The sequence below is a fragment of the Spirulina subsalsa FACHB-351 genome (genome assembly GCF_026130165.1).
Classification (GTDB): domain Bacteria; phylum Cyanobacteriota; class Cyanobacteriia; order Cyanobacteriales; family Spirulinaceae; genus Spirulina_A; species Spirulina_A subsalsa_A.
The window spans coordinates 1-14129 of record NZ_JAIHOM010000123.1 but is presented as its reverse complement, the minus strand read 5'-3'; the positions used below and the strand labels follow the sequence as shown (position 1 = coordinate 14129).

The following is a 14129-nucleotide window of genomic DNA, read 5'->3' as shown; positions in this document are numbered from 1 at the left end:
CCCTTGCTTTTGCTCGGTTTTTACCCCCCTTCTTCCTTTTGGAAACAATGCGTTGCGACTGTTTCAGTCGCTCCTCACCTTTCCTGAGATGTCGGGGGTTTTCAACTGTTTCACCATTGCTATCGGTACTCAAATGGAAACGCTATATCAATAATTTACAGGGGTAAGTATTGCACTTGATTCCATAAATCTTCTGGATCACTAGCTTTAGAAATAATTTCTAAATCCCGCACACACTCACCTACAGTCAAAGATTGTTGATGTGCGTAAATGACTCCACCAAAGTTAATATTTTCTTGCTGATAATGGTGAGCCAGTGTCAAAAAATCATCATCTTGAGTGAAGAAAACACGACCCAGTTCGGTTGAACGATTCAATAAATTTTCATCTGGTTCGCCCTGTTTTCCATCTTCTTGAACCGTTATTACATCAACATCACGTAACCTTAAACCATTGGTAATAGCACGGCGAATGTGTTCATCCATATAAAGGGCAATCGTCATCAAATTAAACCCTGATTGCGAAGTTTTCTAGATAGAGAGGTTTCTCCTATTTTTTGTCTGATCTTTTCAACTTTTTTCGAGCGTTTTTGAAGATCATTATCTAATTCTTTTTTGTGATCCCAATAATAGGCTAGGGCGGAATAAATTTGACTCATTGTTAGGTAAGGATGTTGAAACTTTATTTCTTCTGGACTCCAGCCAAAAGCCAGATGACCTGAAATGAGTTCAATCACTTTCATGGTTGTCCCACTAATATAGGGGACATTGTTCTCATCAATTTCGATATATTTATGTTGTGTTGTTGTTAATTTCATTTTTTGTTATCCTCTAAAAAAGCTGTACATCATCGGACTATTGAGTTATGTGAAGAGGAATTTGTTGTCCCTGATAATTGTAACTATCCTCTTCCTGAAGAAATTATTAAATTATTTGAAAATCCATATAGCGTTTCCAAATCATTGCTTAACTCTCAGAGAAGTTTCTCATAATACTTCAAGCTCCTTGTAACCCTTGTATACTGTTCCCTGTTCGGTCTAGCGTAGGGGTGTTATAGGCCTAACGGCACGCTTCGGGTTAGCATAGCTCCACGAAGTGGCACAGCAAGCCCTAATTATTTCCGACACCCCCACCCCCTAGGACTTGTTCCTGTAATCATTCTTAACATTGCTGACCCGTTGTAAACAGTCCGATTAGCATAGTTACAAAATACTCAAACAATTAGGAATCATTTGTGATCGAACTTATTTCTACCTTAGCTGACCTCTCGCGCACCCACTGTGTGGGGATTTGCGGATTTTTAATCCCCCTTGACTTAACCTTAACCGGGTGTACCTTCTTATTGCTTGTTACACAACGATCTCAACCTATTGTGACCCGATGTGCGATCGCCGCTTGTACGGTTTCCGTGCTGATTTTTCTCCATATCAGCAGTTGGTTCAGCATCGGAGTTGTTACCCCCGTCACCTTTATCCTGAGCGGTTTAGGGCTTTTGTGCCTCTCCGTTAACCTGAGCGCGATTTACGGTTACAGCCAATTTCAGCGTTATCTTCCCCACATGAAAAACCTTGTCCTAACCCATCTTCCTCAGCGTGTCCCCGTGGGTAAAGTATAGTCCGGCCCACCTCGATCAGGAGCAAACCAAGGTTTCGGTTGAGCGATCGCCGAAAAATCTGATTCACCCTCAGATAAAGTCATCATGAAGGAAAGCTGGCCCAATCGGCTTTCCTGTTTCCGTAAACTACTACACGGGGTTTCTATGGCATCCAAGCATAGAAACCCCCCCACAATTCCCAAAATTAGATAACACACCCGATTCATGATGTTTTCAACAACTCCTCATTAAAGACCAAAGACCTTAAAGCACCAGCACAAGACCCAATCAATGGCTGCTACTCTTTTACTATCGGTCAATTTATGAATCAGGGCAGTGACAACAAAAAGACAAACTCGTGACAGCCATAAAAGCTCAAAGTGATGATCTCAAGGCAAACCAGTGATAGATTAGTTGCCAGACCTGTGATAAAGATCACGCCGATCACCCAAACATAGAATGATTCGCTCAATCTTGCTCTTGCCTCTCCTCTCTCCTTTATTGCCTGTTAATTATTAATTACGATGAATTGATAATTAATAATTGATTATTGTTTTAATAAACTATTGATCATGATGAACTTTAAAATCCCCCTCCCAGAAATTCCCTCCTGTGCGTGGCAACGCGCCATCGGTTTGGGCTGGGAAAATCCCTACACCGTGCGTTATGCCAGTAACCTTGATGATGGGCCCTGGCATGGGATGCCCTTGGGGGGATTGGGGGCTGGGTGTATTGGTCGTTCCCATCGGGGGGATTTCAACCTCTGGCACATTGACGGGGGAGAACATATCTTTCGTAGTTTGCCCGCTTGTCAGTTCAGTATTTTTGAACAACCGGAGGGAGAAGAGGCCCAAGTATACGCACTCTCCACAGAAGCCCCAGAGGATGGCAGTCTCTCCCGTTGGACTTGGTATCCTCCCGAAAAGGGGAGTTATCATGCCCTCTATCCCCGCAGTTGGTTCAAATACGAGGGCGTGTTCAAAAGCGAGATCATTTGTGAGCAGTTTTCCCCCATTTGGCCCAATTGTTATCAAGAATCCAGCTATCCGGTGGGGATTTTTGAATGGACGGTGCATAATCCCACCGATAAACCCATTACCCTCAGTATTTTATGGACTTGGCAGAATACCGTGGGCTGGTTTGCCAATGCGGTGAAAAAACCCACTGTCACCGTGCGGGATGATGGCAGTCCGGTTTACGACTATCAACCCAAATGGGGGGATAGTATGGGGAATTATAACCAGTGGATTACAGATAATTACCGCGTTGGTTGTTTGTTTAATCGGGTGCGGCCCCATGAGGAATTACAGGAAGGGGAAGGGCAAATGGCGATCGCCAGTATTATCAATCCTGCCCTAGAAGCCTTCTATCATACCCGTTGGAACCCCTCGGGAGATGGTAGTGAAATCTGGGATCATTTCGCCATGGATGGTTCCCTGCCCGATAAACAAGACGAAACCCCCGCCTCCCCCGGGGAACAAATTGCCGGGGCCTTTGCCATTCGCTTTACCATCCGTCCCGGCAAAACCCGAAAAATTCCCTTTATCCTCTCCTGGGATTTTCCCGTCACTGAATTTGCCGAAGGGGTGAACTACTATCGCCGTCATACCGACTTTTTCGCCCGCACCGGGAATAATGCCTGGACTGTCGTCCGCACAGCCTTAAAACATGGGGATGTCTGGCGGGAGAAAATCCAAAACTGGCAACAGCCCATCATCCAACGCACCGACCTGCCCGACTGGTTTAAAATGGCGCTGTTTAACGAGTTGTACCTCTTAGTTGATGGCGGTACTCTCTGGACCGCCGCCACAGAAAACGACCCCGTAGGACAGTTTGGAGTCTTGGAATGTATCGACTATCGCTGGTATGAAAGCCTAGATGTTCGTTTGTATGGGTCTTTTGCCACCCTGATGTTATTCCCCCGCTTGGATAAAGCCGTATTAGAAGCCTTTGCGAGGGCTATTCCCACAGGAGACGATACCCCTCGGGTGATTGGCTATAACAACGCCCCCGCCATTCGCAAAGCCGCCGGAGCCACCCCCCACGACCTCGGCGCACCCAATGAGCATCCTTGGGAGAAAACGAATTACACCAGTTATCAAGACTGCAATCAGTGGAAAGATTTACCCGCCGATTTTGTCCTACAAGTCTATCGAGATTATCGACTGACGGGAGAGACAGATATTGCCTTTTTGTGGGAATGTTGGGCAGCAATTCCGGTTACATTGCACTACCTCAAGGGGTTTGATTTAGATGGGGATGGCATTCCCGAAAATTCCGGCGCGCCAGACCAGACCTTTGATGATTGGCAATTGCGGGGGGTGAGTGCCTACTGTGGGGGTTTATGGATTGCGGCCTTAGAAGCGGCGATCGCCATTGCTGCAATTTTACGCCAAAACCCCCCCCAAAACCCCGACTTAGAACCCCCCAATTATCCCACCTGTTTAGAGGAAGAAATCCGCACCTATCAAACTTGGCTCGACCAATCTCGACCCATTTATCTCGAAAAACTCTGGAATGGAGAATATTTCCGCCTTGATAGTGAAAGTGGGTCTGATGTCGTCATGGCTGACCAAATGTGTGGGCAATTTTACGCCCAACTCCTGGGTCTACCCGATGTTGTCGCCCCGGAATATGCCGAGTCTGCCTTAAAAAAAGTCTATGATGCCTGCTTCTTAAAGTTTCATAACGGGCAATTTGGCGCAGCCAATGGTCTAAGACCCGATGGCAGCCCCCTGAATCCCAACGACACCCACCCCCTAGAAGTCTGGACCGGGATTAATTTTGGTCTGGCTGCCTATTTAATTCATTCAGGGATGAAAGCAGAAGGGATGAAATTAACCGAACAAGTGGTTAAACAGGTCTATGAGAATGGACTCCAATTCCGCACCCCCGAAGCCATTACCGCCGTTGGGACGTTCCGCGCTAGCCATTATTTACGCGCCCTGGCCATTTGGGGTATTTACGGAGTCCTCACGGATTTTTGTTAATCTGCCCTTAAGCGAAGTTTGCTAAAATAGGGGATAATTCGTTGATCTATACAGTCTAGCCGTCCGGTTTTGAGATCACCTAGATTTCCTCAAAGAACAGGTCGTGAATTGAGTGCGTGAATTGAATGCGTGAATCCCGTGCGTGAATCCACCGTGATCCTGCCCTGATAATATCTATGGATAGCTTAGTTGAGGAAAAGGCTACAATTTTTGTGGTGGACGATAATCCTATTAATTTAAGGGTTCTCTTGGGCTTCTTAAAAGCTGCTGGATTTAAAGTATTGGTCGCCCAAAATGGTCAAACGGCTTTACAGAAACTAAAAAGCATCAGACCCGATTTAATTCTACTGGACATTGCCATGCCCGGAATGAATGGGTTTGAAATATGTCGCAAACTGAAAGATAATCCAAAGACCCAAGACATTCCGGTTATTTATTTAACTGCTTTATCGGATTTACAACATAAAGTAGAAGGACTTTCTACCGGAGCCGTTGATTTTATTTGTAAACCTTTCCAACAAGAAGAAGTTTTAAGTCGCTTACAACTGCATTTAAATCTCAGTCAGTTACAACAACAATTACAGGCACAAAATCAAGAATTAATTAGCGAAATTGCAGCCAGACAAGCCGCCGAAGAGCAGCTACGCCGACTGAATCAGGAATTAGAACAACGAATTGGCGATCGCACCCAAGAACTCTCCCAAGCCCTCCAACGGCTTCAACACCAAGAAGAACAACTCCGCTATGAAGCCACCCATGACCTCCTAACGGGTTTACCTAATCGTTCTTGGTTACTGGGTTCTTTAGAGCGAATTTTACAGCAAAAAGGCGAAGATTGGAGCATTTTTCTGTTAGATTTAGACCGTTTTAAAAATGTCAATGAGCGCTTTGGTCATTTTGTAGGAGATCAACTGCTTAAGCAACTCGCCGAACGGATTCAATGGTATTTATCCCCCCCGGAAAGTATTGCCCGTTTAGGAGGAGATGAATTTGTAATATTATTGCGCTCCCATAATAATTTAGCCAGCCTGGAAAACCTCGCACAAATTCTCCTAGCTGACATTCAACGCCCCTTTAATATCGAACATTATCACATTACCCTCAATGCCAGTCTGGGCATTATTCCCAACGTTGACCTCTATGAGAACTCCATGGAACTCTTGCGCGATGCAGATTTTGCCCTCCACCATGCCAAAAACTATCGCAAAGGGTCTTATACTTTCCTCACCCCACACCTCAAAACCCAAACCCTAGAACGCATTCAAATTGAAACCGATTTAAGAACAGGTTTAGAACAAGAACAATTTTGTTTACACTATCAACCTATTATTTGCTTATCAACCCTCAAAATCGTCGGTTTTGAGAGCTTAATTCGCTGGCATCATCCCAGCAAAGGTCTATTATTTCCCAATAAATTTGTCCCCATTGCCGAAGAAATTGGACTCATTCATAAACTCGATATCTGGGCATTAAAAACCGCCAGTCAACAACTTCAAAAATGGCAGCAACAATTTAAAAATGCAGCCAGCCTGACCATGAACGTTAATATTTCTAACGTCCATCGTCAATGTTTAGAAGCCCTGGAACAAATTAATTGGTCAGACTATCTTCAGGAAGGAACCAGAGCAGCCATTAAACTCGAAATTACAGAAACGGGTTTCTGGGCAACGACCGCCGAAGGAATGCACAGTTTACGGCGGATTGCGGATTTAGGCATTGAACTCTGTATCGATGACTTCGGCACCGGATATTCCTCCCTCAGTCGTCTGCATAATCTACCCGTAACCACCCTGAAAATTGACCGCTCTTTTATTAACCGTCTTGATGAAGGGTCAGAAAGTCAAGCCATTGTCCAGAATATCCTCACCCTAGCGCGTAATTTAAACATGACCGTCGTAGCAGAAGGCATAGAAACCCCTGCTCAACTCGCCCAATTACAAACCATGAATTGTGACTTAGGGCAAGGTTATTTATTTGCCAAACCGTTAACCGTCGAAAACGCGACAGAATTTCTACAAGGAACTCTAGCCTGTTCTCTAAAATAAACCCATGTATTCAACTGTTCAGCAGTCCCCCTCGACTTCCCCTTGGGAAGAACTTTCCCTCCAGTCCTCCCCCAGCGCCGGACAATTGGACAACATCAAAACGCACCTAGACTTACTGCTGCTTGCCCTAGAATCCCTCTCCGGAATTGGTTCTAAAGAAATTCTCCAAGCTGTCGCCTATTTTAAGCTAGAAAGTTTAATTGGCGATCGCGTGGCCCTGTGGCGCTTACGTCAATCTAATCCCGAACGCAAAAGCTCCGGGGGACGGAAAAAGCTCGACGTAGAAGAAGCTCGCGCCCTCGTCTTGGTCATTTGCCATCTCGCCCACCAAGAGCAAGAATTAATCCGACGGGGGATTATGTTATTAGAACAAATGACCGCACAAGAACAAGATCCCTGTCGTGTAGCCTTACTCGGGGATTATATCGACACCTTCAGTAACACCTACTTAGAACGTCGGGGGAATGACGAAGACATGACCCCAGAAGCATTAAAGGATCTCGGTTTTAAACTGCTGATTGATTTATTATTTTATAGCGCCGTCAATGGACATCGGCGGCTCTGGTTAGCCCTCTTCGACAGCGCTCAAGGCTAGTTTCTAACCCCAAGCTTGAAACAGAGTTTCTGGACTTTTTAATTTAAACCCCAGTTTTTCGAGAAAGGATAATTTCCATCAAATCCCGATATAGGTTCAGTGAAGTTGAACTGTCACCACATCAAACCAATTATTGAAAAGTGTGACAGCTTAACTATACCAAACTTAAACTAATTTAAAGAATATTTAGCAAATATTAGAACCAGCCTGATCTCAAAACCACTATAATAAACCGTAGTTGTTTATACATTCTCACCAAAAAAAGTAACAACTTTTCTCAATGTTGCTTCAACTTCTCTTAGATTGCGCCCTTAAGATTGCGCCATCAAAAGTATTCAAGTTCAAAATGGGTCAATCTTAAGCATATATACCCAGTAAGAAGTACAAAAAAAGGACAAAAACTATGTTTTGCGAACAATGCGAACAAACCGCAAGTGGAGATGGTTGTCATCAATGGGGAGCCTGTGGAAAGAGTCCTGAAGTCAACACCACTCAAGATATTTTAGTCTATTGTTTGCGAGGGGTTGCTCCCATTGTGTTAACCGCTAAAAAATTGGGCATTAATACTCACGATTTAGATGTGTTTACCTGTGAGTCCCTATTTGCCACCATGACCAATGTTAATTTTAATAGCAAACGCTTTACAAATTACATTCAGCAGTGTCTCGAAAAACGGGAACAACTCAAGGCGCAAATTCAAGCTATTAGTCCAGAAAATGCCCATTGGTCAGAACTCTCCAATTATCAACCGAATTGGGATGAAAGCTTAGTCACCCAAGGTCAGGAAGCCGCCTTACCTTTTTTAAGCCAAATTGATCATAACATTGATGTTTTTTCCTTAAAACTGACAGTTTTATATGGCATCAAAGGGGCTGCATCTTATACCTTCCACGCTTATGAATTAGGACAGGAAGATGACGTTGTTTACACCTTTATTCACGAAGCCCTCGCCGCCATTGATCGGGACGATTTAGACTTACCAGATTGGGTAGATTTAGCCCTCAAAGTCGGAGAAATTAACCTGCGGGCGATGGAACTTTTAGATCAGGGACACACTAGCACCTATGGTCATCCTATCCCTACCCATGTTCCCCTCAATCCCCGCTTAGGTAAGGCTATTTTAGTCTCGGGTCATGATATTAAACAACTCTGTGCCATTCTCGAACAAACCGCCAATACAGGGTTAACCGTTTACACCCACGGCGAACTTTTGCCTGCTCATGGTTATCCCCGTTTAAAAGAAAAATATCCCCATTTTTATGGTCATTACGGCACAGCATGGCAAAACCAAACTAAAGATTTTCACCGTTTCCCCGGGGCAATTATTGTTACCACTAATTGTCTAATGCCACCCCATGAAACCTATGAGGAAAAACTGTTTACCGTTGGTCCTGTAGGCTATCCGGGTCTTAACTATTTAGCCGCTAATGAACAGGGGAATGTAGACTATAGTCCCGTGATTGCGAAGGCTAACAGTCTCCCCGGTTTTACGGAAGAATCAGAACCCCGTCAAGTGATGGTCGGATTTGCTCACAATACGGTTTTAAGTGTTGCCGATACGGTAATTGAAGCCGTCAAACAAGGAAAAATCCGTCATTTCTTTTTAGTCGGAGGTTGTGACGGGGCGAAACCGGGACGCAGTTACTACACGGAATTTGTGGAAAAAGTGCCGGAGGATTGTATTGTTTTAACCCTAGCTTGTGGGAAGTTCCGCTTTTTTGACAAAAATTTAGGTCAAATTGGTGAATTGCCCCGGTTAATGGATGTGGGACAGTGCAATGATGCCTATTCTGCCATTCAAATTGCTTTAGGACTCGCTAATGCGTTTGAGGTGGGGGTGAATGATTTGCCCTTATCGATGATTTTATCTTGGTATGAACAAAAAGCAGTAGCGGTTTTATTGACGCTGTTGTATTTAGGGATTAAAAACATTCGTCTAGGGCCGACGTTACCTGCGTTTATTTCGCCCAATGTGTTTAAGTTGTTGTCAGATCATTATCATCTGCAAGCTATTACCACCCCAGAGGCGGATTTAGCAGCTTGTCTCAGTGGTGCGTCAGGATGACGGGAATTCTGATTGAACTTCGGTGATGTCTTCTGACGCACCCTACCACTGTTCACGGATTCTGGTTTGATTCCAACAGATCAAACACCCGTTTCCGTATCTCCAGATGACGTTCTACCCCCTCATAACTGTACCGATTGAGATTGTGTTGCACAATGAACCGCTCTAAATCGGCGACTCGTTCCCTTGTCTCTGGATGGGTCGATAACCAGGGGGGGGGACTGGGTTTATTTTCCTGCTCCAACCGTAACAACAAATTGCGTAAACCATCGGCCGCGTAGCCACTAGCGGCGAGGAGACGAGTTCCCACGCGATCGGCCTGTCGTTCCATGTCGCGACTATAGCGGAATACCATTAAATTGGTCGCCGTCCTCCCGACCCAAGGGATTTGACGCATCAGATTGGCTGTGACTTGACCTTGAGTCATTAACTGGAAGCCGTGAGAGAGGATAGTATGGGAGAGTTCATGGGCTAAAAGTCCCGCCAGTTCTGCTTCCGACTGGGCGGCTAAAAGGGCTCCGGCATGAATGAAGATTTGTCCTCCGGGGAGAGCAAAGGCGTTGATTGTCTCATCCTGGAGGATATGGAATTGATAGTTAAAGTCATTTCGACCGGACACTTGCACTAATTTTTCCCCAATGTCCTGCACATAGGCCACTACTTCCGGATCTGTGATCAGGGGAGCTTGACTGAGGATTTGACGGGCCATGCGATCGCCTACTGCCGATTCTCCCCGTAATAACAAGGCGGTAGTTTCTACGGTAGACAAAGAGCCGAAAATATTGCCCGTGGCTAACAGACTTAAACTTCCTGTAAGAACATTGGCGATCGCACCCCCTGTAATTTGCTGTTGTAATTGGTGTTGATAGCGGCGAAAATTCTCATCCGCCCGTCGTAAAAACCCCTCCTGTGCGGGATGTTCGGGATTCATCAAAGCAAACTGACGCGCCAGAAACGAAGCCCCCAGCCAATTTTCCCCCGCTTCATAGGTTTGAATCGCCATTTCCGTCAATTCCAGATGATTGGGAAACCGGGCTAACGCTTGTTGCAAAATCTCCTGGGCCCTTTGATTATGCCCTCGTTCCTTCAACCGTTTAGCATAGTGTAAATGACCCAACACAAAGCCCGGTTCTCGTTCCACCAACAATTGCAACGGCACCAACACCTTACTATCTAAATCTTGGCTCACCCCTTGTTGATATTGTCGCCAAAACACCCCACCAGCCGGAGATAAAAGACCTGGATCCATAAACCCCTCTTCACGGGCGACCAGGGGCTGATTTTCCCGCGTAAAAGGAGATTTTACACTTTGATACAACTCCCGAGCGCGGGCGTGATTTCCTGCCCGGAATAAAGCATCGGCCTCTCGTAAAACGTCATAACGGGCTTGTTCTTCCGGACTTAATTCAAAGGTGCGTTGTGGTACTTCCTGAATTTCTGCCTCGGTGATAATTTCCAACGGGGGAGGAACTTCCGCCAACACCACACCGGAGAAACAGCTACTACAAACAATTAAACCAGCGTGAAAGACGAATTTCATGGCACAATAGGGCAAAATCACTGTATAGCCTTCTATTCTGAACAATTTCTCGGGAAATTGTTCTCCCTCTTAGGGTAAGATGTTTGGCAATTCTGAACCATCGTCAGCAGGATTGCATCTTTTCCGCAAATTGTAAATAATTATTTAAAACACTTGACAACATTGGCGATGCCAGAATCTCTAAAACAAGTTTCTGTTTTACACTTACCCGTTCACCTCTGTCGGGATTATCTGAGTTGGTTGCGATCGCGCCTTGAAAACGGGCAAACCACCCACATCGTCACCCTCAACTCAGAAATGGCCATGTTAGCCGAACGCACCCCCCAACTCACCCAAGTGATTAAACAGGCAGAACTGGTCATTCCCGACGGTGCTGGAGTAATTTTCTATCTCCGGTTACGTCGTCACCAACAACAACGCTGTCCTGGCATTGAACTCGCCGCCTCCCTCTTAGAACACATCGGCCAGGTACCCAGCTTTCCCATCGTCTTCTATGGCGGAGCCCCCGGCGTTGCCCAAAAAGCCGCCTACTACTGGGAAAACCGTTCCCCCAACCTCAACATCACCGCCTATCACGGCTACTTATCCCCCTCCGAAGAAGAACAGTTAAAAGACTTCCTCCAAACCACCCAACCCCGGGTTATTTTCGTCGGTTTAGGCGTTCCCCGACAAGAATATTGGATTGCCCAACATCGTCACCTTTGCCCTCAAGCCATTTGGATTGGAGTCGGGGGCAGTTTTGACATCTGGGGCGGTGTAAAATCAAGAGCGCCGATGTGGTTACGCGAAAATCATTTAGAGTGGTTGTATCGTCTCTATCAAGAACCTTGGCGGTGGCGCAGGATGTTAGTATTGCCCCAGTTTGCTCTCCGTGCCTTCGTAAAATAATGAGTGGACTAGATATCCATGAAAACGTCTCGACGAAGAATCGTCATTAACCCACAAACACGCTCTATCCCCTTGGAAAACGTCGCCCCAACCCGACCGTTTCGCCAAGCACCCCCCCCCAAAGAAATCATCATCCGCCTACAGGATGTCTCCAAAATCTATCCCGATGGGAGTCGTTGTCTCATTGGTGCGAACTTGAACCTCAAACGGGGGGATTTTATCTTTATTACCGGAACCTCCGGCACAGGAAAATCTACCCTGCTCAAACTACTCTACGGTGAAGAAACCCCCTCCTCCGGTCAAATTTACGTTAACGGTTCAGAAGTCCATGAACTCAAAGGGGATCATCTCGCCAAATTCCGCCGCCGTATTGGTGTAGTGTTCCAAGACTATAAACTCATCCCTAACCGCACCGTCGCCGAAAACGTAGCTTTTGTCCTCCAAGCTCAAGGGCGCCGCCAACAAGAAATAGAACGGCGCTTACTCCCCACCCTAAAAATGGTGGGTTTAGCCCACAAAGCAGACGCATTCCCCGATCAACTTTCGGGAGGAGAACAGCAACGGGTGAGCATTGCCCGCGCTATTGTAGGAACGCCGCCTTTAGTCTTAGCCGATGAACCTACGGGGAATTTAGACCTCGAAAATGCCACCCAAATCCTGAGAACTCTAGAAAACCTCAACACCTACGGGGCGACTATTATTGTCACCACCCATGATCATCACCTCGCAGGCCTCTCGGGAAAACCCATTGTTGAGTTACGACAAGGCCAATTGTATTGGCAAAAACGTTGATTAATGATTAATTATTAAAACGAACTTTCTCCCGACGTTCTGCTATTTTTTGATCGTACAGAATCCATTCTTCCACGCTCCTCTTTTCAACGCGATCCAGTCGATCCATTGCCCAGATATTATATTGAGGATCTAGATCACAGCCTAACCACTTACGACCTAACTGTTCTGCGGCGACTAACGTTGTCCCAGAACCGGAAAATGGGTCTAGGATAGTGTCTCCCGCTTGGGATGAAGCCAGAATAAATTTTCTCAACAAAGCTTCCGGCTTTTGGGTAGGATGAGGGGTTGATTCATTCATCCCATTACAAGTGATTGGGATTTCAATGACATCTTTAGGTTTCGCACCTTTAGGATGAGGAGTCCAAATATCTTGACGCTTTTTTCCTTGATTATATTGGCTGGTTTCCGCTTGGGGATGAGAGGGATATTTTAAGGTATGGGATCTATAAGGGATACGAATATCATCAATATTTAACCGGACTTTTTGGGTTTTGCGGAAATGTAAGATACTTTCATGGGATCTTCCCCAATCATGGCCTAAATTGGCTTTATTTTTGTAGTGCCAGATCAACCAGCGACATGATTGGAAGAATTTCATACTGGGATGCTTGAGATCGGCCAGTACCTCGGAAAAGCCACAGACATACATAGTCCCCTGTTTTTTCAGCACTCGTGCGGCCTGTTCAATCCATTTTAAAGACCAATCAATATATTGTTTTTGAGTTTCAAAATTATCCCAATGGGCTTTTTTTAGATTGTAGGGAGGATCCGCAAAAATTAAGTCAATTGATTCGGATTCCATACAAGATAACCAAGGGATGGCATCTCCCTGATAAAGTTTGCCATTGGGATGATCAAATTGGAGATGATAGTGTTGAGGAATGACCTCAATAGACAGTCTTTTCCCGACCATTTTTAGGAATAAACCCCTTGGCTATTTGTACTTGTTTTGAAATCTAGCTGGTGCGTCAGCACAAAAAATATGGGTTGCGGTCTATATTTCTGGGGTCTGACGCACCCTACGACAATTTATTGTTTTTCTGTTTTTTGTGACCTAGGAGACGCTACGGGAAGCACTCCGGGCTGATTTAGGGGCTGGGGTGACTTTAGCCTCTTGATAAAGAGACAAGCCACTTTTGATAATTCCTTTCAATACAGGTTTGCCAAATTTTGCCGCCGCAGGTAAAACAATTGTTCCTGCAACTAGCGCACCTAAGCCGAGGAGCGCGGTTGAATCTCCGGTTTGACGATCCTCGATCATTTCCTTCAAATGAAAGGTTAGAACAGATTTATCCCAGTGAATTAGTGACATGGTTAAGCGCGAGTATAGAACAAGTAAAGAGTTGTTTAATAATGAGGGACTGTTTTCCTCAACTCTGTATTATTGCATAAAGTTCTCAACAATTAACCCAAATCCGGGAAGATTCACCTTGATTTTAGGCCAATCGGCTCGGTGAACCAAGAATCCCCATCTAGGCAAAAGCGGGGGGTTTGACATACTCCCCGGCGTGAACGCGCGGGGATTCTTGACACATCATTTCAACTTGCTACCGAAGTAGTCTTACGGTCGATCCGTGTCCGTTTAGAGTCGTGGCAATGCCCTATCCCGACTTTGTTT

At 45.5% G+C, this 14129-nt stretch carries 12 protein-coding genes and 1 pseudogene; 7 read left to right on the top strand and 6 right to left on the bottom strand.

The window, feature by feature from the left end; all coding sequences use genetic code 11:
* The 3 genes and pseudogenes from K4A83_RS23550 to K4A83_RS18760 all read right to left on the bottom strand — a co-directional run.
* Positions 1–127: pseudogene (locus K4A83_RS23550) on the bottom strand (RNA-guided endonuclease TnpB family protein); the annotation flags it as partial.
* A gap of 28 nt (positions 128–155) precedes the next feature.
* The gene (locus tag K4A83_RS18765; RefSeq protein ID WP_265266204.1) at positions 156–503 is read right to left on the bottom strand and encodes a DUF5615 family PIN-like protein; all 348 of its coding nucleotides are present in this window, start codon (positions 501–503) and stop codon (positions 156–158) included.
* Positions 503–817 carry a DUF433 domain-containing protein gene (locus K4A83_RS18760; RefSeq protein ID WP_265266203.1) on the bottom strand — a complete coding sequence of 105 codons (315 nt, stop codon included), beginning with the start codon at positions 815–817 and terminating at the stop codon, positions 503–505. The genes K4A83_RS18765 and K4A83_RS18760 overlap by 1 nt, the downstream gene beginning before the upstream one ends.
* A 416-nt stretch (positions 818–1233) precedes the next feature.
* On the opposite strand from K4A83_RS18760, the gene K4A83_RS18755 reads away from it, so the two are divergent.
* The 5 genes from K4A83_RS18755 (at position 1234) to hcp (ending at position 9288) form a co-directional block, all read left to right on the top strand.
* Positions 1234–1614: a hypothetical protein gene (locus K4A83_RS18755; RefSeq protein ID WP_265266202.1), complete on the top strand. Its 381-nt coding sequence runs from the start codon at positions 1234–1236 to the stop codon at positions 1612–1614.
* Between the two features lie 554 nt (positions 1615–2168).
* Positions 2169–4583 (top strand): GH116 family glycosyl hydrolase, encoded by a 2415-nt coding sequence (locus tag K4A83_RS18750; protein ID WP_407810136.1) that lies wholly within the window; start codon positions 2169–2171, stop codon positions 4581–4583.
* Between the two features lie 176 nt (positions 4584–4759).
* Entirely contained in the window at positions 4760–6628 is a 1869-nt protein-coding gene (locus tag K4A83_RS18745) for a two-component system response regulator (RefSeq protein ID WP_265266199.1), read from the top strand.
* Positions 6629–6632: 4 nt separating this feature from the next.
* Positions 6633–7223, top strand: coding sequence for a DUF3038 domain-containing protein (locus K4A83_RS18740; protein ID WP_265266198.1), 591 nt, complete (start codon positions 6633–6635; stop codon positions 7221–7223).
* Positions 7224–7626: 403 nt separating this feature from the next.
* Entirely contained in the window at positions 7627–9288 is a 1662-nt protein-coding gene (gene hcp, locus K4A83_RS18735) for a hydroxylamine reductase (protein WP_265266197.1), read from the top strand.
* A gap of 52 nt (positions 9289–9340) precedes the next feature.
* Here hcp and K4A83_RS18730 read toward each other — a convergent pair whose 3' ends face one another.
* Positions 9341–10828: a M48 family metallopeptidase gene (locus K4A83_RS18730; RefSeq protein WP_265266196.1), complete on the bottom strand. Its 1488-nt coding sequence runs from the start codon at positions 10826–10828 to the stop codon at positions 9341–9343.
* 168 nt (positions 10829–10996) lie between these two features.
* On the opposite strand from K4A83_RS18730, the gene K4A83_RS18725 reads away from it, so the two are divergent.
* Both K4A83_RS18725 and ftsE read left to right on the top strand, forming a co-directional pair.
* Positions 10997–11716, top strand: a complete 720-nt coding sequence (locus K4A83_RS18725; protein ID WP_265266195.1) for a WecB/TagA/CpsF family glycosyltransferase — start codon at positions 10997–10999, stop codon at positions 11714–11716.
* Between the two features lie 18 nt (positions 11717–11734).
* Positions 11735–12508 carry a cell division ATP-binding protein FtsE gene (gene ftsE, locus K4A83_RS18720; protein WP_265266194.1) on the top strand — a complete coding sequence of 258 codons (774 nt, stop codon included), beginning with the start codon at positions 11735–11737 and terminating at the stop codon, positions 12506–12508.
* A 7-nt stretch (positions 12509–12515) separates the two neighbouring features.
* On the opposite strand, the gene K4A83_RS18715 is transcribed toward ftsE, so the two are convergent.
* Both K4A83_RS18715 and K4A83_RS18710 read right to left on the bottom strand, forming a co-directional pair.
* On the bottom strand, positions 12516–13424 hold the full coding sequence (locus tag K4A83_RS18715; protein WP_265266193.1) for a DNA-methyltransferase: 909 nt from the start codon (positions 13422–13424) through the stop codon (positions 12516–12518).
* Between the two features lie 141 nt (positions 13425–13565).
* Positions 13566–13772: a hypothetical protein gene (locus tag K4A83_RS18710; RefSeq protein ID WP_265266192.1), complete on the bottom strand. Its 207-nt coding sequence runs from the start codon at positions 13770–13772 to the stop codon at positions 13566–13568.
* Positions 13773–14129: the final 357 nt, after the last annotated feature.